Source organism: Spirosoma soli (genome assembly GCF_042684525.1).
Lineage (GTDB): Bacteria > Bacteroidota > Bacteroidia > Cytophagales > Spirosomataceae > Spirosoma > Spirosoma soli.
The window spans coordinates 111,604-129,959 of record NZ_JBHULN010000003.1 but is presented as its reverse complement, the minus strand read 5'-3'; the positions used below and the strand labels follow the sequence as shown (position 1 = coordinate 129,959).

General features: G+C 50.7%; 15 protein-coding genes and 2 tRNA genes. 4 read left to right on the top strand and 13 right to left on the bottom strand.

Going from position 1 to position 18,356, the window contains the following annotated elements; translation table 11 throughout:
- Positions 1-98: 98 nt before the first annotated feature.
- Positions 99-518 carry a DUF3592 domain-containing protein gene (locus ACFSUS_RS06675; protein ID WP_381520843.1) on the top strand — a complete coding sequence of 140 codons (420 nt, stop codon included), beginning with the start codon at positions 99-101 and terminating at the stop codon, positions 516-518.
- A gap of 102 nt (positions 519-620) precedes the next feature.
- Positions 621-1,136 (top strand): putative immunity protein, encoded by a 516-nt coding sequence (locus ACFSUS_RS06670; RefSeq protein ID WP_381520840.1) that lies wholly within the window; start codon positions 621-623, stop codon positions 1,134-1,136.
- Between the two features lie 187 nt (positions 1,137-1,323).
- On the opposite strand, the gene ACFSUS_RS06665 is transcribed toward ACFSUS_RS06670, so the two are convergent.
- The 5 genes from ACFSUS_RS06665 to ACFSUS_RS06645 all read right to left on the bottom strand — a co-directional run bounded on the left by ACFSUS_RS06665 (position 1,324) and on the right by ACFSUS_RS06645 (position 3,450).
- Positions 1,324-2,517 carry an outer membrane protein assembly factor BamB family protein gene (locus ACFSUS_RS06665; RefSeq protein ID WP_381521297.1) on the bottom strand — a complete coding sequence of 398 codons (1,194 nt, stop codon included), beginning with the start codon at positions 2,515-2,517 and terminating at the stop codon, positions 1,324-1,326.
- 91 nt (positions 2,518-2,608) lie between these two features.
- A tRNA-Val gene (locus ACFSUS_RS06660) sits at positions 2,609-2,694 on the bottom strand.
- A gap of 18 nt (positions 2,695-2,712) precedes the next feature.
- Positions 2,713-3,072, bottom strand: coding sequence for a DUF5615 family PIN-like protein (locus ACFSUS_RS06655; RefSeq protein ID WP_381520837.1), 360 nt, complete (start codon positions 3,070-3,072; stop codon positions 2,713-2,715).
- A gap of 6 nt (positions 3,073-3,078) precedes the next feature.
- On the bottom strand, positions 3,079-3,291 hold the full coding sequence (locus ACFSUS_RS06650) for a DUF433 domain-containing protein (RefSeq protein ID WP_381520836.1): 213 nt from the start codon (positions 3,289-3,291) through the stop codon (positions 3,079-3,081).
- A gap of 74 nt (positions 3,292-3,365) precedes the next feature.
- Positions 3,366-3,450, bottom strand: a tRNA-Ser gene (locus tag ACFSUS_RS06645).
- Positions 3,451-3,625: 175 nt separating this feature from the next.
- Between ACFSUS_RS06645 and purL the strand changes: the two genes are divergently transcribed.
- Positions 3,626-5,851: a phosphoribosylformylglycinamidine synthase subunit PurL gene (gene purL, locus ACFSUS_RS06640; protein ID WP_381520833.1), complete on the top strand. Its 2,226-nt coding sequence runs from the start codon at positions 3,626-3,628 to the stop codon at positions 5,849-5,851.
- Positions 5,852-5,970: 119 nt separating this feature from the next.
- Here purL and ACFSUS_RS06635 read toward each other — a convergent pair whose 3' ends face one another.
- Together ACFSUS_RS06635 and ACFSUS_RS06630 are read right to left on the bottom strand one after the other, a co-directional pair.
- A complete protein-coding gene (locus ACFSUS_RS06635) occupies positions 5,971-6,780 on the bottom strand; it encodes a hypothetical protein (protein ID WP_381520830.1) in 810 nt (269 codons plus the stop codon).
- Between the two features lie 60 nt (positions 6,781-6,840).
- Entirely contained in the window at positions 6,841-8,193 is a 1,353-nt protein-coding gene (locus ACFSUS_RS06630; protein ID WP_381520829.1) for an OmpA family protein, read from the bottom strand.
- 160 nt (positions 8,194-8,353) lie between these two features.
- Here ACFSUS_RS06630 and ACFSUS_RS06625 point away from each other — a divergent pair, with 160 nt between their 5' ends.
- Positions 8,354-9,124 carry a UDP-2,3-diacylglucosamine diphosphatase gene (locus tag ACFSUS_RS06625; RefSeq protein WP_381520826.1) on the top strand — a complete coding sequence of 257 codons (771 nt, stop codon included), beginning with the start codon at positions 8,354-8,356 and terminating at the stop codon, positions 9,122-9,124.
- 231 nt (positions 9,125-9,355) lie between these two features.
- On the opposite strand, the gene ACFSUS_RS06620 is transcribed toward ACFSUS_RS06625, so the two are convergent.
- From ACFSUS_RS06620 to ACFSUS_RS06595, 6 genes are all read right to left on the bottom strand, one after another.
- On the bottom strand, positions 9,356-10,366 hold the full coding sequence (locus tag ACFSUS_RS06620; protein ID WP_381521294.1) for a phytase: 1,011 nt from the start codon (positions 10,364-10,366) through the stop codon (positions 9,356-9,358).
- Between the two features lie 174 nt (positions 10,367-10,540).
- Positions 10,541-11,803: a right-handed parallel beta-helix repeat-containing protein gene (locus tag ACFSUS_RS06615; RefSeq protein WP_381520822.1), complete on the bottom strand. Its 1,263-nt coding sequence runs from the start codon at positions 11,801-11,803 to the stop codon at positions 10,541-10,543.
- 92 nt (positions 11,804-11,895) lie between these two features.
- Complete coding sequence (locus ACFSUS_RS06610) at positions 11,896-14,652, bottom strand: TonB-dependent receptor (protein WP_381520821.1); 2,757 nt, start codon at positions 14,650-14,652, stop codon at positions 11,896-11,898.
- 281 nt (positions 14,653-14,933) lie between these two features.
- On the bottom strand, positions 14,934-16,646 hold the full coding sequence (locus ACFSUS_RS06605; RefSeq protein ID WP_381520819.1) for a tetratricopeptide repeat protein: 1,713 nt from the start codon (positions 16,644-16,646) through the stop codon (positions 14,934-14,936).
- Positions 16,647-16,841: 195 nt separating this feature from the next.
- The gene (locus ACFSUS_RS06600) at positions 16,842-17,270 is read right to left on the bottom strand and encodes an RrF2 family transcriptional regulator (RefSeq protein ID WP_381520816.1); all 429 of its coding nucleotides are present in this window, start codon (positions 17,268-17,270) and stop codon (positions 16,842-16,844) included.
- Between the two features lie 318 nt (positions 17,271-17,588).
- Positions 17,589-18,314 carry a carboxypeptidase-like regulatory domain-containing protein gene (locus ACFSUS_RS06595; protein WP_381520814.1) on the bottom strand — a complete coding sequence of 242 codons (726 nt, stop codon included), beginning with the start codon at positions 18,312-18,314 and terminating at the stop codon, positions 17,589-17,591.
- Between the last annotated feature and the right edge of the window lie 42 nt (positions 18,315-18,356).

The following is an 18,356-nucleotide window of genomic DNA, read 5'->3' as shown; positions in this document are numbered from 1 at the left end:
GCGACAAGGGAGATAGCTGATAAATTGCTTCATTGGTCAGGGCTACCCATAGTAGGGGTGTCCATTACGTTGTAAGCAAATCTAAAAATACCACCTATATGGGCTATTCAATTACTTTCTTTGTTGGCATTTTAGTGCTTCTAGCCTCACTGTACCTGTTCAATACAGCCATTGATTTTATTAAAACAGGCACCCGCACGATGGCTGTAGTTGAAGATCTTGTCAGAGTGAATAGTAAAAAAGGGAAATCCACCTATCGGCCGATCTTTAGATATACTACCCTCACTGGTAAAGAAATCCACTACTCTCATAGCGTGTCAAGCTCTCCTCCCGACTGGGCAGTCGGCGAAAAAGCAACCCTTGTCTATAAACTGGACGACCCCGAAAACCCAATGATCTTAACGTACTTCAGCGCCTTTGGCTCAGCGATCATTTCGTTGGCAATAGCCACCGCACTACTTATTATTGGGGGCGGCTATTACGTATTCCAATGGTACGCGAAGCAATTTTTACTGTAAGTTTCGGGCTATATTGCGTCAGTCGGGGAATCGTTCAGCAAAACTGCCGTTGACAGTGGTGATCGGTACGGAAAATCCACCGATGAGATAAAAGGTTACCCCATGATATTACCGAAAGAAAGAGATCCAAGATTTATTACCATACGACGGGGCGGAACGTTATCTGATGTAAACCATCAGTTACTGGCGGTATGGGCCGCTACGTGTGCCGAACACGTACTGCACCTGTTTGAGCAGGCCAACCCCAATGATAAACGACCCAGAGAAGCCATAGCCTTGACTCGGGCCTGGGTAAACGGGGAGATACCTATGAAACAAGCGCACAAAGCGGCTTTTGTGGCCAATGCTGCAGCCAAAGGCATGCCTGATGCGGCTAAGTTTGCCGCCCTGGCTGCTGGACAGGCCGTAGCAGTGGCTCATGTTGCGGCTCATGAATTGGGTGCCGCTGCCTACGCCATCAGAGCAGTAAGGGAGTCGGTTGCCGAAAACGAGAAGGACAATGCAGGACGAAACGAATGCCAATGGCAGCGGGACCAACTTCCGGATGCTATTCGTGATCTTGTTCTTGATGACCAAGCCCAAAGAAATCACCTCTGCTGGTTTGTATTCGATTCTTGACGTAGTGTTGGGAGATGGCAAGATCTGACGCGGTGGCCTAGCGCCGGATTATAGATTACGATACAAACTTTTGGGTTAGTGTTTCTATTAGCCAATGAATGATAAAAGCGAATCTTTATAAGCTTACTCATTGACTAATAATTTATATTGGTAACAAAGCTAAATGATACCATAAAATTTATAAGTTTTACAATTGAGCACCGCTGACTCCTGAATGGTAGACTACTCCTTTTTTTGTTACAACGCACGGAGACGAAAAGATAAGCCCTCTGATTGCGGCCTCCCATTTTTTATCTCCAGTTGCTGCATCTAAAGCATATAATTTATATGCTCGGCTAGCTACGTAAACTGTGTTATTGACAATAGTTGGGCTGGATTCTACTGTGTTGCCACCAATGTTCTCGGTGGTAAAGTGCCATTTTTTAATACCCGTCGTAGCATCAATTGCATAGACTTTACCGTCGTAACTGCCTACATACACAATCCCATTAGATACTGCTGGACTAGAATAGACTCGATCTCCTGTCAAGAATTCCCATAGTTTAGCGCCAGTCGTTGCATTCAAGGCGTATAGCTTTCTATCATCACTGCCTACATAGATGACGTTATCAACTACAGTTGGACTAGATTGAACAGGTCCACTAGTTTTAAACTCCCAAATCTTTGTTCCCATTTTTGCATCGACAGCATATAGCTTGCCATCAGTACCTCCAATGTAAACTATCCCATTAACCACGGTTGGGCTAGACTGAATAAATGAACTGGTACTGAATTCCCACTGTGATACTCCTGTTGTTGCATCCAACGCATGCAATTTAAAATCATTAGCACCAACATAAACTGATCCATTAACTACAATAGGACTGGAAAAAATGGTTCGACCTCTTGTAATATAATCCCATTTCTTATTGCCGGTAGCTGCATCCAATGCATAAATGCTTGCAGAGTACCCTACATAAAGCATTCCGTTGGATATTGTAGGGCTGGAATAGCTTTGTCCTACATTATTTGATAATAAGTGTTCCCATTTTTTAGAACCCGTCTTCGCATCTAAGGCATATATACTACCATCATGGCTTGATACATAAACAACGCTGTTGGCTACCGTAGGGCTAGCTGCAACAGCTTCCTTGGTTGTAAACTCCCATTTTAAAGCTCCATTAGTTGCGTCTAAGGCCGACAATCTACCTTCTTTATCGGCAGTGTTACCGTAATTGGAAATGTACATACTGCTATCAGCGCTGCCAATATAAACCGTCTCTGCTACATCTAAGTCTTTAGGAAGGTCATTAGAGTCGTCGCAAGAAAATAGCAAGAAAGAGCAAATGATTGTTAATAGAGATAGTGGAGCAAGTATGTGTAAATTGTAAGGTAAAAACATCTTATTCAAAGGGGTAAATCATACTAATAAATAGAAGGCTAATATAAAATGACAAAAAGAAGAAGCCCCGCTATGAGCAGAGACTTCATGTTAGCAGAGAGAGAGATTCGAACTCCCGGACCTGTTACAGTCTTCGGTTTGTAAAACCGACGCAATCGACCACTTTGCCATCTCTCTTTCTTGGTGCTTGTCCTGCTAAAATAGCGTTATCAGAAAATGCTGATTCATTTCAACGACTGAACTCCGCTCCAGAATGGCGGTTAGATGGATTAAATTATTATCGAATATTTGCAAAAGCTCTTTGTTAGTCACATTACCAACTGTTAGATAGACGAGCTTGTAAGGCTCCTGTCTTGATGCATAACTGTCATAAAAGTCGGCATCTTTGGAAATGACAATACGCTTTTCCTGGTTAGATAATAACCGAATTTCGCTGTCCTTCGTAGCGTTCCGGTTCGGTAGTTCTAGTGTATGGATTACGTCAAAGCCTTTTTCCCGGAGAAACTCAGCTAACGATTTAGGCAATTGAGCGTCAACCGTATCGACGGACCGCAAGAAACTTCACGCCACCAATCGGCTAATGTGTTTGACCTTAGTCAGTTGAGCCGCAAACAGAAGACAGGCTAACAGATCCTGCTCGTCTAAATCCTCATAATCAGCTAGAATCTCCGAATGGGTCATGCCAGATGCCATCAATTCAAGCATGGTTTCAACCGGGTACCGCAGGCCACGGATAACCGGCCGCTTCGGCGGTCCGATTGCCGTGGCAAACATCTGGGTCGGTTGTAATTCGAGTGAGCAAATTTTCCATAAATAAAAAAATCTCACCCGTTGAGGGCGAGATTTTGCAGAGAGAGAGGGATTCGAACCCCCGGACCTGTTACAGTCTTCGGTTTTCAAGACCGACGCAATCGACCACTCTGCCATCTCTCTTTCTTGGTGCAAATATACGAGCGATTTGAGATTTGTCAACCCATCAGCGGCCATTTTCGCCCAAAAGACGTAATTTTGGCGCAAATTAAAGAGCGAAAGTGCGAAAGAGCGAAAGAGCGGGCCGTCTGCTCCCGGTGTTCTTTCGCTCTTTCTCTCATTCACTCTTTCGCTAAGCATGGACGCTACCGAATCTCTTCCCACGCTCGAAACTGCCCGTAAGCTGGGCCTGCTCCCCGACGAATTTGATCGCATTATCAGTATCCTGGGTCGTCAGCCCAACTTCACCGAACTCAGTATCTTTTCGGTGATGTGGTCGGAGCACTGCTCGTACAAAAACTCCATCGTCTGGCTCAAAACCCTGCCCCGCGACTCGGATCGGATGCTCGCCAAAGCCGGGGACGAAAACGCCGGACTCGTGGACATTGGCGACGGGCTGGCCTGTTCGTTTAAGATTGAATCGCACAACCACCCCTCGGCGCTGGAGCCGTATCAGGGCGCGGCAACGGGCGTTGGTGGTATCAACCGCGATATTTTCACGATGGGCGCGCGTCCCATTGCCCAGCTCAACTCACTGCGTTTCGGCGATCTGAACCTGGCGAAGACCAAGCGGCTGCTGCGCGGGGTCGTCAAAGGCATCGGCGACTACGGTAACGCCTTCGGCATTCCAACGGTGGGAGGGGAGCTGTATTTCGATGAGTGCTACAACACCAACCCGCTCGTTAACGCCTTTTCGGCGGGTATTGTAGAGGTGGGCAAGGTGGCTAAAGCAACGTCCTACGGCGTTGGCAACCCGGTATTTATCGTCGGCTCGGCCACGGGGAAAGACGGTATTCACGGCGCTACGTTCGCGTCGGAAGACATCTCAGCCGCATCGACCGACAAACTACCGGCGGTGCAGGTGGGCGATCCGTTCATGGAGAAACTGCTGCTCGAAGCCACGCTGGAAATCATTGCCACGGGCTATGTAATCGGCATTCAGGACATGGGCGCGGCTGGAATCATCTGCTCGACGTCGGAGATGAGCGCCAAAGGTGAGCACGGCATGATTATCGACCTCGATAAAGTGCCGACGCGTCAGCCTAACATGGCCCCGTTCGAGATTCTGCTGTCGGAGTCGCAGGAGCGGATGCTGGTCGTAATCGAAAAGGGCAAAGAAGACGTTATTCAGGATATTTTCGACAAGTGGGATCTGAACTGCGCCCAGATTGGCGAGGTGACCGACACACAACGACTGCATTTTTACCGTTACGGTGAGCTGGTGGCCGATGTACCCGCCCACGACCTCGTGCTGGGTGGGGGCGCTCCGCAGTACCACCGCGAATACCGCGAACCGGCCTATATCAAGGAGTTCGCCAAATTCGATCTGGACGACGTAGACGACGTTGATACCGACGAGATCAAGAAAGTAGCGGAACACCTGCTGACGCATCCGAATATCTGCTCCCGCAAATGGGTCTATGAACAATACGACTCGATGGTCGGAACGGCCAACCGCAGCACCAACGCCCCCTCGGATGCGGCTGTTGTTCGGGTGAAAGGCTCCAATAAGTCAATCGTGATCACGGTCGACTGCAACAGCCGCTACGTGAACGCGAATCCGCGCAAAGGGGCCATGATCGCCGTGGCTGAAGCCTGCCGCAACATCGTTTGCTCAGGTGGTGAGCCGCTGGCCGTGACTAACAACCTGAACTTCGGTAACCCCTACGTACCGGAAGTGTACTGGCAGTTTGTGGAGGCCGTGCAGGGTATGGGCGAAGCGTGTCGCCGGTTCAGCACGCCCGTAACCGGTGGTAATGTGAGCTTTTACAACCAAAGCTCCGACGACGGCCCCGTGTTCCCGACGCCAACCATCGGTATGCTGGGGCTGATGGAAGACCCGAGCCACCGCATGACCCTCGATTTCAAAAATGAAGGCGACTGGATCTACCTCGTCGGTCCGTCGACCAACGACATTGCCTCGTCGGAATATCTGTATTCGTACCGGGGTATCAAGGCATCGCCCGCGCCGAGCTTCGACTTTGAAACCGAGTGGCGGATTCAGGAAGCCATTAAAACCATGATTCGCAACGGCTGGATTCAATCGGCCCACGACGTATCCGACGGCGGTTTGTTTGTTACCCTGGCGGAGTCGGCCATGGCGGGTAACAAAGGCTTTGCCATCGACACCAACACTAGATTCCGTACCGATGCTTTCCTGTTTGGCGAAAGCCAGAGCCGGGTGGTGATTTCGGTATCGCCGGACCAGCTTCAGCACATCGAGGGGTATCTGGACGAAGGTATTGTGTTTACCCGACTGGGTAACGTAACGGCTTCTGATTTCATCATCGACGACACGGCGATTCTGACATCGGAGCAGGCCAAAGCGCTGTACGATACTGCCCTGGGCAAGATCATGGCGTAGGGTTGCTGAGCATATAGTTGGTGGTTTCAATAGCGGTCGGTTTAAACCGACCGCTATTGAAACCAAACGCAAAGGGTCGCCAACTTGGCGACCCTTTGTGCTGATTAAACAGGATGAAATTAATTCCAGTCGGCAACATCTTCGGAGAAGCGATCAAGAATCAACTCGGCCAGTTGGATTGCTTTCTGCTGCCGTTGAGCCGGAGAATCTTTCGTTTGAACCCCAACGTTAACAATATGATTGTTGTACAGGACGTGCAGCGTGTTTTTGGCTGGTTCCCAAACGGCTTTGTCGCCCACATTAGGTACTGCCACAAAACGACCTATGCTGATGGGTGGCTTGGTAAACTGGGCTGCCACGGGCGGTATGTTCGTTGGGGAATCCGACGAATCGTTAGCCGCGGTTGAAGCGTCGTCGTCTATATCGGCTGAAGCTCCGCCTTTCGGTTCGATGGCTGGCCGTTCGGCACCGGTTCCTTCCGGTTCAGGACCGTGATAGGACGGCTTTTGATTGGGCTCAGAACCGGCCTGCCCTGACACCTGGTCGTCGTTGCCCTGATACAATTTGTTAAATTGGTATTCAGCATGATACATCGACTGAAAGGGTCGGGGACCACCAAAACCAACGTTGATTGAGCCACCGGCCCAGCGAAATTCACAGCCTTCCTGACGATCAAGCGTTTCCAGCTTGTCGGTTTCATTGACGTTAAATGCATGCTGGATATACCCTTCATCTAATGCATTGCAGGGCTCATCGTAGCCAAAGCGATGGTCTTCGCTGAGGAGCCAAACTCCAGTTACTTCGCGGGCCAGGTAAGGACTGCCCGTACCCTGCGCGTTGTTTTCGTTATCAACATTCGTAGAGTCATCGCCCGTAAAGCAGGACGTTAATAGTACAGGGAATGCCAGAATTAGCCATTTAGTTTTCATAAACACGGAAAAACGGTTTCCTCTGTAATACTAATGAATGGCCTCTGTTGTTTGCCTGACTTATAATTTGATGAATTCGACCCGCCGGTTGTTGGCTTTGCCTTCGGCCGTCGTGTTAGGGCCCGCGGGTTGCGATTCACCTTTGCCATCGGTTTCCAGACGGTCGGCACCAATACCGAAGTTGCTGGCGAGAGCCACTTTCACGGCCTCGGCCCGTTTGCGGGAGAGGGTCATGTTTGAGGCATCGTCGCCATCGGAGTCGGTATGTCCAACGATGCGCACTTTTACGTCGGCGTTTTCGGTCAATACGTTGGCAATGTCTTTCAGAGCTCCGTAGGATTCGGGTTTGATTTTATCGGAGTTGGTATCGAACAGAATCCCGTGCGTCACGAACTTGCCTTCGGTAATGAGTTTGTTTCGGGTATCGGGAGCACCCACGGCCAGGCGGAGGTTGCTCACGTAATACTGGTCCTGGGGCTGGTGCATATCTCCGAGGGAAAAAACAACGGCATTGTAGGCAATGCCGGGCTGAAAAGCGCGCGGAATGTCCCAGATCTTCTCTTCGTTGACGTAGACCCGCAGCCGCTGCTTTTGCCGCCATATCGACACGTTCACGAAGTTGCGGCCTCCGGTAAAGAACTGATTCAGGACGGCTTCGTTTTTTATTAGTTGCTCACCGCCCGCATAATTCTCGAACGCAGTGTGCCCGGCGGTGCCAGCCGCATCTTTGGGGTGCAATGATACGCGAACCCCTTCTTTTCCTGTCGGAAATCGTGCCCATTCTGTAAATTCTTTGGCGGGTTTACTTAAAGCTGCCATGTTGATAAAAAACTCCGTCGAATAAAAATTGAAGTCATTCGTGCAGGCCAGATCAAACTGAAGCGTGGCGTTTTCGGGTAAGCTGGTGATGTATTCGGGCAGGTATTCGCCTTTCTTGCCCAGCATGAGCCAACGCCCTGGTTTACCGTCGATGGTCACGATCTCGCCCGTTCCGCTGGAGTTCCACTTCGCCGGGAAATCGCCGATGGCATCCTGCATGAAGTCTTCGGCAACGATTACTTTTTCACCCGGCACAAAGTCGAATTTGCTGTACGACTTGAGCGAAGCCGGGCCTTTGGGGCTTGGTTCGTTGCTGGCCGGACCGTTGTTATTCGCCGTCGCGTCGGTGCTGGATGCGTCGGTTTGTGGCGGAGTTTGGGCGGGTTTGGGCTTCTCCTTTTTCTTGAAGATGCCCATCACACCTTCTTCCACTTTATCCAGCCCCCGGTTGATACCCTGGTCAACCTTGCTGTTGGCGCGGTATTCCACGTTCCGTTCAACCGTACGGCCCGGATCATTAATGCGAACCTGCGCTGTGGTTATGGTCCAGGGGAGTAAACAGGCCGACAATCCTATGAAAAGATGCTTGCTCATAAAGTTTGTTTCGTTAGCTACTCGTTAGTCGGGGAAGTTAACCAACTGAGAAACAATCTATATGACATGTTGAGTGAACGGTTCGTAGCTGTCTTTCAACTGAGCAAGCGGTTGGCTACCAAAAGTCTTGCGTATTTTTGGGCTTGAATAAGCCGCTTACATGTCTGACGTCGAAACCATCCCATTGACTGCCCACCGCAAAGCCTATTTTGCTTCTGATTTTCACTTAGGAACGCCTTCTGCCGAACAAAGCCGTATTCGTGAACAAGCCGTGGTGGCCTGGCTCGACCGTGTTCGCACCGATGCTGCGGTAATTTTTCTGGTCGGCGACGTATTTGATTTCTGGTTCGAATACAAGCACAGTATTCCCAAAGGATTTATCCGGTTGCAGGGTAAACTAGCCGAACTGGCCGATGCCGGAACGAAGATTGTGCTCTTCACGGGTAATCACGATATGTGGATGGATGATTACTTTACGCAGGAGATGGGTATTCCTGTTTACCGCGAACCGCGCCGGTACGATATTGGCGGCAAGCGCTTCCTGATCGGTCACGGCGACGGCCTCGGCCCCGGCGACTTCGTCTATAAACGATTAAAGACAGTATTCGAGAATCGGTTAGCCCGGCGTGTGTTCCGCTGGCTGCACCCCGATGTGGGCATTGGCATTGCACAAGCCTGGTCGCGCCGGAGCCGGATCAGCAATCAGGAGAAAGGGGAAGAGTTCCTGGGCGAAGACCGCGAGTGGCTCATGCAGTACTGCCGCGAAGTCGAAGCTACGCAACACCACGACTACTATATTTTTGGTCATCGCCACCTGCCGCTCGATCTGGCCGTTTCGCCCACCAGCCGCTACGTGAACCTAGGCGAATGGGTGTCCGCCAAGACCTACGCCGTATTCGACGGTCAGACGTTGCAACTCGAAAAAGCGTAGTCTTGGTTTGACGTTCGTCTGATGTAGTGTTTGGACTGCGTCACGGCATTATCTTGGTTTGACGTAGTCTCCAGGCTACGTTACCGCGTTATCCGGTCTGTGACCGGAACAATAGACTTAGACCGGTCGGAGACCGGATAACGCTGGAGCGTAGTCTGGAGACTACGCTCAACAGAGGTCTGCTGAACATCAATTGATGTTCAGCAGACCCCGCCGATGTTACCCTGTAAGCTACTTCAACTCGTTGCCGGCAATGTCTTCCCAGCGGTAAAAATGAAAGGTTTTGCCCTCCGACATAGCTACGAACAAACCATGCGGAAACTGGCTGCCTAACGCTACGTTCGTTACGTCGGAGCCGTCGCTGACCTGAGCGGCTACTTTCACGACTTTCAGGTCTTTGTACTCGTTTGGATGGCCCGCTTCGCCTTCCCGCCGGAAGATATGAAACTGGTTGGCACCCTGATCCGACACCAGTAAATAGCCCGTTTTAGGCCCTGTTTTGTAAATAGAAATGCCTTCGTGATCTTCCGTGAATCCCGTTTTGGCGAACAACGCTAGTTCGGCGTTGCCTTTTTCGGGGTCGGCGTAATACTTGCGAACACCCACGCCTTCGTCGGAGTAGTAGACGTAACCTAACTCATTGTCGACAGCAATGGATTCAATCTCTTTCTTGCCGCTATAGGTGCCGAACTTCCGCACGAACGCTGCTTTTACGTGGCCGGTACCATCGTCAGTCAGGTTATACTGCCACAGGTAAGATCCATCGGTCGGGCCGCTTTTCCGGCCTACGATGGCGGAGATGTTTCCCGTTGCGTTTTTGTACAACGCAATGCCCATGAGGTCGCGGAAGCCCTCGCCGGTTTCGTTGACAAACACGTCGAGGCCGCCGTTATCAACTGGTTTCATGTCGGGTAGCGAAAAGATCCGCAGCTTGTGCGTGAAGCGCTCGGTTACCACGGCAATGTCGGTCGGCTTACCATTCAGCGGTAAACCGTAGGCGATGTCGACATTGTTTGGGCGCTTCAGGTCATGGATGGCCTGCACCGTTTTGCCACTCAAGTTGAACACGTACAAACCACCGTCCTGATCTTTATCGGTGCCAATAATCAGGCTTTTCGCTGGGTCAGCCGGATTGACCCAGATCGCCGGGTCGTCGGTGTCGTGCCGGACCGTATCCGTAATCACAACCGGTTGCACGACGTTGGCAGAGGTTGTGGACGTAAGGGTGGTTTGAGCCGCCATGTGCTGGCAGGACGAGAACAACACCAGGCTACCAATGAGTTGAAAGAAAGGCCGATGAAACGACCGGACACTATAATGAATGGACTGCATAGGTGGGCAGTTGAAGAAAACTGACTGTGTAGTGGCGTACGTATTGAAAAGCGACCACTACACAGTCAAACCATACAGAATGAATTAATTCGAGCCAAATGCGCCGATATACGAAGCAGGTTCGGGCGACTTGTAAAGTTTACCGTTTAGGGTAAGCCCATCGGCGTAAAGCCGGGTGAAGGTCGTTGTGCCTTTGCCCAGAGCAGGCGAGCCCGCTTGTAGACGGAAATCCCAGGCGGTGTTGAAGACCGCGTTCTTGGATTCGGTGTTGAGCGGGTAGTTCACAAACTTCGGATCGTTGGCGCCAACCGTCTTGCTCATGATGTCATTAGCACCGGCCAGGATTTCGGTCGATGGCTGGAAACCGGTCACGCCATCCTGCGAGAATCCGTAATACAGGTTATTGCTAACTTTCGTACGGTTATCTTCTGGGTTTTTTGGGTCGCGTTTAATCCCAAAACGGTCATTAGCCAGCAGGTTGTTGTATAAGTCTGCCCGAATGCCTACTTCGACCCAGATCGATCCGCCTTTGATGGTTGGTCGACGCCAGCCCGCATTCACAATCGTATTGTTATAGGCTACCACATAAGCCTGCGGGGTACGATCGCCGGTGTTCGACAGCTTCAGGGCGTTGGTGTTGGGGCTATAAACGAGGTTGAACGCTACGTCGGCCTGCACCCCCGACTTGATGTTGATGGCATCGCCACCCGACACCCCTTGGGTGTAAATTTTGTTGTTGGCAATAATTACTTTGCCGCCCTCGATGTAGAAACCGTCTTCGTTCTGGTTGTTCAGGCGGCTGTTCGTGATGACCAGCTTTCCGTTGATATTTGAGTAGTTTACGGCTGGAACGTGATTACCAGCGGCCGCTTTGTAAAGCCCTGCTTTAACGGAGGGCGAGTTTTCGGTCGTAACGGCTCCTCCATATTCAAGAACTGCGTTATCAATCAACATCTCGGCGCAGGTGGGTGCGGCAATGATTCCGCCCCACAGATTACCCCACTGGTTAGCCGTTGTCTTCCAGGCATCGGGTACGGTAAATTTCACCGGGTTAGCAGACGTGCCCATGACGTAGAGGTTCCCGCGTACAATCAGTTCGGGCTTCACCGTCGAATCGCTGAAAACGACGTTTACGCCTTCTTCAATCACCAGCGACTGACTGGCCGGTATCTGCAAGTGACCCGTAATTTTATACGTGTTTCCTTTCGTCCATACGCCGGAAACATCACCGGCTACGGCCTCTTTCACTACCGGGGCGGGGGTAGCGGTTGTGCTGGTCTCGTCAACTTTTGAACAGCCTACCAGCACAGTGGCCGATAGCGCGGCCAGCATAAACAATTGTTTCATGATAAATAGATGGTTATTGACTTGTCAGGTGCCGGTTCTCCAGAATCGGCCGTGGTTGATTTGATACCGATGCTGGAGCATCGGCTTTACCGTTATAGTTTATAGCGTATTCCCAGTAAATAAGAGCGTTGGAAGTAGTCGCGCCGGATCAGCGTTTTGCCCGACACATCCTGATTTGGTACGTCGGAGTTTTTATTGTTGACGTTTTTGACGAAAATCTCGGTGGGCGTATTCAGCAGGTTATTCGCTTTGGCGAACAACAGAAAACCACGGCCTATCCGCTTTTCGGCAGAGGCATCCATCTGAATAAACCCTTTCTGATACAGGTCGTTATCGACGAATTGCGATACGGTGTTGATACGTCCACCGGTGTAGCTGGCTGCCAGCTGACCGTCCCAGCCGTGCTGAGTGTCTTTATAAAGCAGCGATAGGTTCGCCACGTGGTTCGACTGCCCGAAAAGAGGCCGGGTTTGGTTGACCGTAATCGTTTCCAGGTCGCCCTGGGCGTTTCGAATGCGCTTCGACTTTGGGGTCGTAATGCTGGAGTTGGTGTAAGTATAATTGGCTTTGACGCCCCAGTGCTGGAAATATTTGATGGCGTCGACTTCCAGGCCAAAGTTGGTGGCATTGCCGAAGTTGCCCGGTCCGTAGTACAAATCCTGCCCGCGAATGGCGTCTTTCTGCAGCGTGTACTCAATTGGGTCCTGAATATGTTTGTAGAACAAACCGACCATGAACTGTTCCAGCGGACGGGGGAAGAATTCATACCGCAGGTCGATGTTGTCAGCGATGGCCCGCTTCAGGTTTGGGTTACCGCGCTCCTGGTATTCTTCATTAACAATCCGGTACGGTACGATCTCGAAAAAACCAGGCCGGTTAAGCGACCGGAAGTACGACAGTCGCCAGTTGGTACGCTCGGTGGCCCGATACCGAAAATGCAGACTTGGTAAAACGTCGGTATAAACCTGACTGCCCACGGGCTGGTCTTCGCCAATCGGAAACTTCATTGCGTAGCCCTGATTGGTATGCTCAATGCGCACGCCCCCGGTTACTTCCAGCGGCTGGTCGGTGGTGCGGAATTGTAGATAGCCCGATGTTGTTTGCTCGCTGGCGTCGTAATTCAGCGCCGAGGCCACCGACCCCAACGGATTCTGTACGTTCCAGACAATCTGGTTGTAATCGGTGAAATCGACGCCGTACTGAGCAAACGGGTTGGTCGGACGTAGGGTGTAATTATTGTAAAAATTTGTCCGTTGTTTGTCGCGGTAGAGGCCACCCGCCATCCATTCGACACCGACGCCCGCCACCGAGGACTTAAACGTAACGTTCAGATACCCGGCCAGATCGGTATCGGTATTGTGCTCCCACCGGCGGCTCCCGTCCTGAACGGTGGTGCGCTGGTCCACAAAATTCTTACGGATACCCAGCAGCGGCACATACGTTTGATCGGGAACGGCGTTGGTTGCCAGTGAATAGACCGCCGACCAGTTGACGGCCAGCAGTGGTGTCAGTTGATGCGTCCCCTGTAAGGTGCTGTTATAAATTTTTTGCTTCGTGAGTCGGGAGCGGGTTTCGTAGCCGAGGGTTGCATTTCCCAATACCGGGTCGAAACCGCCGATGCCTAACTGTGTCGACTTCGTTTCCCGAATCTGCTGGTTGGTTAGGCTAATGAGCGCATTGAACCATTGAATTTTGTGGCGCTCGGATACTCTGTAATCCATCTTGGCGTGAAGGCCATACCGCGTTTGCTGCTCCGAATACCGACGCTCGCTCAATTTGTCGAGGGTAATGCCGCGTAAGGTATCAACTACGTCGCCGTTGAAAAAAAGGCTGTTGCTGCCCCGAAACGTATTCTGTAAACTTCCCGCCAGCATAACCCCGAACCGTTGGTTAAAAAACCGGTTGCCAATGGCGAAGCTACCCAGCAGGTTCGGCGGAGGAGCCTGGCTTTTGTAAGTTGTTGAGGCCTTATTGAAGTCCGCAAATTTGGCGCCGTACTGACTACCGTACTGCTCGTAAGGCGATTTTGGGTTGATGTGTTGCGCATCAAAGCTCACAAACGGCTGGTTGAAGAACAGCTCACTGTAGCCGGTTGAGATATTTGCCAGAATCGTCGGACGATCCGGAGCGTCCTTCATCACCATATTAATCGCTCCGCCCACCGCATCGCCCTCCATGCTAGGCGTCAGAGCTTTATACACCTCGAGCCGGTCGAGCAGTTCGGCCGGAAAAATGTCCAGCGGTACATAACGGTACCGATTGTCGGGGCTTGGAATCTTGACTCCGTTGACCAGGGTGTAGTTGTATCGTTTGTCCATCCCCCGCAGAATGGCGTACTGACCGTCGCCGTTGCTGTTACGCTCAATCGAGATGCCTGACACCCGCTGAATGACGTTGGCAACCGTTAAATCGGGCGAGAGCTCGATGGTGCGCCCCGATACGATGTTTGTGACCTGAAGCGCATTCCGTTCGAGGTCGCGGGCGGTGCGGTCGCTGGCCCCGTCGCGTTTCGCTTTCACGGTTACCTCGGCAATTTCCCGCTCGCGTTCGGTTTGCAGGGGCAAATCCATCGTGATGATCTGCTCCGCGCTTTCAACGATCACCTCACGGGTCATTGTCTGGTACGATACGTAGCTGATGCGAATTTTATAGGTTCCGGTGGGTACGTTTTTGATCTGATATGAACCATCTAAACCCGAGATATTGTGAAGCTTTGTGTTTTCAAGAATCAACGTAGCCCCAATGACCGGCTGTCCCGTAATGGCATCAATGGCTCGGCCCCGAATGGTACCGGCCGAAGCACGCAGGAAAAAAAGCAGGCAAATGAGACTTAGTAGTAAGCGCTTCATCTAACAGAGAAAGAAAAGACAATTCGAAGTTGGCGTCAGAAAAGCTGAGCTCAAAAGGCGCTGCTAACTGGCCTGACAAAGGTGGGAAGAAGGAGAGGAGACGGGCAAATTTGGGGCGTGAACAAAAAGGCAACAAGGCAATCAGCCGCGTAAGCAGACAGGCAACAGCGTAGACAAGAATGGCGTAACTGTCTGATTAATAACACTAAATTGCGTTACAAAATAGCCATTAAGTTACTGTTACCAAACTGTTTCCTAAATGTGAAGTCGGGTCGATGCGCTTAAATGGCTTCTACTTTCGAGGGCAACGTAACCTGGGCCGGAAAGCGTTGGATGTAGGCGGAGAGTGATTCGCCTTCGGCTAGTCCAATCTTTTTACGTAACCGATAGCGGGAAACCCGTAGGCTGTCTAACGAAATGCCAAGGAGCGTGGCTACGTCCGGCGAACTGATGTTCATTTTCAGCAGGGCAATCAGGCGTAGGTCGGTGGCGGTCAGATCGGCGAACTGCTGGGTAAGCTGATTGAAAAAATGCGGGTGAACCTGGTCAAAAATGCTACGGAAATCAGCCCAGTACTTGTCTTGGTTAAAGCTTAAGCTAACTTTTTGAACTAACTGCTTAAGTTGTTTTTTCTGGTCGCGTTTATCATCTTTCAGAATGGCGGTCAGGTCATTTTTGAGCTCTTCGAGGACCTGATTTTTCTGAATGATCTGGAGGGTATGCGTCGTAAGCTCTTTACTTTTCAATTCCAGTTGGCTTTTCAGATTTTCTTCCTCCAACTGCTTGTTCTTCAACGCCACCTGCATGAGGTCGTTCTGTGTACGAAAAATCTGCTGGTTCTGCTGATTCAGCGCCTGCTCGTTACGTATCTTGAGCCGCTGGCGACTGATGATCACGGCGCCTAAAATACCAATCAGCAGCAAGACCAGTACCGAGGCTACAATCGCAATGAAGTCCACCTGCTTTTGGGCGTTCAGCTGAGCAATCTCACTGTCTTTTCGCTCTACGTCGTAAAGAGTCTGGAGCAGCGTAATCTGCCGGTTATTCTCCAGAGCATAGATCTCGTCGACGAGATCGCGACTGCGCTCAATATACTCGTAGGCGCTATCGGGCTGGTTCAGGAGCCGGTACGTTTTGGCAATGTCGCGGTAAGCGCTACTGAGTTGATACCGCTCGCCTTTTTGCCGGGCCAACTGCATGGCCTGCCGCGACAGGACTAAGCCCTGTTGATACCGCGCGGTTTTACGGTACACATCGCCTAAGTTGTTGATTATCTCAATCTGACCGATTTCGTCGCGGGTTTGTTGAGCTAGCGTTAGGGCATTCCGGTAATAATAATGAGCCGAGTCATACTGCGCCCGGTCTTCAAAAATGCTGCCCAAATTCTCGTAGATTTTGGCTAAGCCGGCTACGTCGTTGACCATCCGTCCGTTAGCCAGGGCCAGCTTTTGGTAACGATACGCCTGGTCAAGGTCTTTACGCTTTTCGTAGATGTGGCCAATGTTGGCGTAGGTCCGCGCCAGCCCCTGGGCATCGCGACTTCGGCGATAAAAGGCCAACGCTTCGTTGAACTGAGCCAGCGCCCGTTCGCTTTGTTCGTTATAATAATACACCGTGCCCAACTCATTGCGGTTTTGAGCGAGTCGGTCGTCATCGCCGAGACTGACAAAAAGTCGTTGCGCCTGCAAGAGGTAATCAATAGCCTGGGCGTAGCTGCCCTGATGGTAGAAAAGCAGACCCAGTTGCTGCCGACAGATGCCTTCGGTACGTTGGTCGTTCTGACTAACGGCCTTATCCAGCTTAACTTTAATCAGCCGGTAAGCAGAGTCAGGGTACTGGCGCGATAGCTGCTCACTGTCAGCCATGGATTGGGCCACACTGAACGGTTGATAGTTGAGAAAGAGCAAAAAAATCAGACAAACCTTTTGCATGGGGCCACGCATCATTTGTGTGGCCGTGTATACTAACGCATAAAGATGACTGAGGAGACGCATCTTCTGTGAATTGGTCTAATTCGTGAAGATACAAGGTAGTCAGGCGTTTGCAGTGTAAAGTTTTTATTACCTCATCATGTCACATGCTTCCTCAACCATCCATTAGTGCGTGACCACCCTTCACTAAGCAGGATCATACCTTGCTCACCACACAATTCTTTTTGTCATGTAGTGACCGCAGGCCAACGTGTACGCTTACAAAATTTCGATTTCCCGCTGGGCAAACGTATGTAAGGTAATCGTTTCGTAAACGGCTAGATTGGCATCCCGAACCCGCTCCATAATGGGACGAATCGTACAGGTATGCTCGTCTTCGCAGTCGTCGCAACGAACGTAGAAGTATTTTGAAACACAGGGTGTCGGAGCAATCGGCCCGTCGATGACACGCAGCACCTGAGCCAGGTTAACGCGTTGCGGATCAACTCGCAGCATGTAGCCCCCGCCTTTTCCTTTCTGACTTTGCAGAATGCCATGATTCCGTAGATCCAGTAGAATGGATTCGAGGAATTTTTGCGGAATGTTTTCTTTTTCTGCCAAATAGGTAATGAGAATCGGTCCCTTTCCGTACTCTTCTGTTAATATCCGAAGTGCTTTGAAGGCGTATTTTGCTTTTTTAGAGATCATAGGCTGTTCGCTTTACATGTGGATTGATTGCATCCCGGCCACAATTAACTATTGAACCTTACATCTGATTACTATTTGATAATCGGCTGATCAATACACAGGGTGAATGAATTATCAAATTTGAAGGTAATTGAAATTGCCAACAAGATCTATCGAAATAGTTCTTTTTTCTATGGCGATTTACACCTGAGCCATATTTCAATTACTACCTGTTAAGTAATCGTGGATTTACACCGAAAAGTAGAGATGGTCTCTGGAATTTTTAGCAACCCGCCGTAGGTAGGTGCTAACCTACAGGAGTCTGCATAGCTACAGTCCCTAATTCTCCTGCAAAATATCTTTTCGGGATACGTTCTCGCGGGGCGCCTTATTGAGTTCGCTACGCCACTCTTTATTCTTCAAATCGCCCCGTTTGACGGACCGAATGAAGTTTGCCCAGGCGAAAGGATTAGTAAACGAGAAGGTAGGCATCTGACTTCGGCCAATGATCGACTCTCGCCCGAAAAATTGCTGATTGACAAAATTCTGGTGGTTGGCCAGCGCACCCATCGGCATGGTGGCCGCCTGTCGCATAATAGCCGCAGGGTCCATGTTCTTGGCTAGGTTCTCGCGTTCTTTTTCGTCAGGTAGCTTCAGGTTCACGAAGGCTTCTTTAAATAGCTCCTCGGTGGCGTAGGGATATACTTTTACTTCGGCCAGGGTCTTCACATCCTCTTGTAGGGCTACTACAGCCGAATACGTCAGGTCTGTTAGCCTATTGGGAATAATATGGTACTGCGTTTTAAAACCGACGTAACTAAAGATGATACTGTCGCCAGGAAAAACGGGTAGCGCAAAATAGCCATTGGTAGCTGACAGAACCCCTTTTCCCGCTTTTGGTATATAGATGTAAGCACCCGGTAGGGGCTCGTTGGATTTACCGCCCGTTATGAAGCCCGTAAACGTCACCTGCCGTTCTTGCCCCTGCGCCCGTACGGTCGAAAACAACCCCGTCAGGGCAGAAAACGCGAGAACCAGCGCCAATAACGTTAATAACTTTTTCATAGGCATACTAACTATAATACAAAGTAACGAGGAAAAGGCAAG

What these genes read in the sequence shown, in the direction of transcription:
- ACFSUS_RS06675 (WP_381520843.1), top strand. Translation starts at nt 99, where the DNA reads ATGGGCTATTCAATTACTTTCTTTGTTGGCATTTTAGTGCTTCTAGCC.
- ACFSUS_RS06670 (WP_381520840.1), top strand. Translation starts at nt 621, where the DNA reads ATGATATTACCGAAAGAAAGAGATCCAAGATTTATTACCATACGACGG.
- ACFSUS_RS06665 (WP_381521297.1), bottom strand. Translation starts at nt 2,517, where the DNA reads ATGTTTTTACCTTACAATTTACACATACTTGCTCCACTATCTCTATTA.
- ACFSUS_RS06650 (WP_381520836.1), bottom strand. Translation starts at nt 3,291, where the DNA reads ATGTTTGCCACGGCAATCGGACCGCCGAAGCGGCCGGTTATCCGTGGC.
- purL (WP_381520833.1), top strand. Translation starts at nt 3,626, where the DNA reads ATGGACGCTACCGAATCTCTTCCCACGCTCGAAACTGCCCGTAAGCTG.
- ACFSUS_RS06635 (WP_381520830.1), bottom strand. Translation starts at nt 6,780, where the DNA reads ATGAAAACTAAATGGCTAATTCTGGCATTCCCTGTACTATTAACGTCC.
- ACFSUS_RS06630 (WP_381520829.1), bottom strand. Translation starts at nt 8,193, where the DNA reads ATGAGCAAGCATCTTTTCATAGGATTGTCGGCCTGTTTACTCCCCTGG.
- ACFSUS_RS06625 (WP_381520826.1), top strand. Translation starts at nt 8,354, where the DNA reads ATGTCTGACGTCGAAACCATCCCATTGACTGCCCACCGCAAAGCCTAT.
- ACFSUS_RS06620 (WP_381521294.1), bottom strand. Translation starts at nt 10,366, where the DNA reads ATGGCGGCTCAAACCACCCTTACGTCCACAACCTCTGCCAACGTCGTG.
- ACFSUS_RS06615 (WP_381520822.1), bottom strand. Translation starts at nt 11,803, where the DNA reads ATGAAACAATTGTTTATGCTGGCCGCGCTATCGGCCACTGTGCTGGTA.
- ACFSUS_RS06610 (WP_381520821.1), bottom strand. Translation starts at nt 14,652, where the DNA reads ATGAAGCGCTTACTACTAAGTCTCATTTGCCTGCTTTTTTTCCTGCGT.
- ACFSUS_RS06605 (WP_381520819.1), bottom strand. Translation starts at nt 16,646, where the DNA reads ATGCGTCTCCTCAGTCATCTTTATGCGTTAGTATACACGGCCACACAA.
- ACFSUS_RS06600 (WP_381520816.1), bottom strand. Translation starts at nt 17,270, where the DNA reads ATGATCTCTAAAAAAGCAAAATACGCCTTCAAAGCACTTCGGATATTA.
- ACFSUS_RS06595 (WP_381520814.1), bottom strand. Translation starts at nt 18,314, where the DNA reads ATGAAAAAGTTATTAACGTTATTGGCGCTGGTTCTCGCGTTTTCTGCC.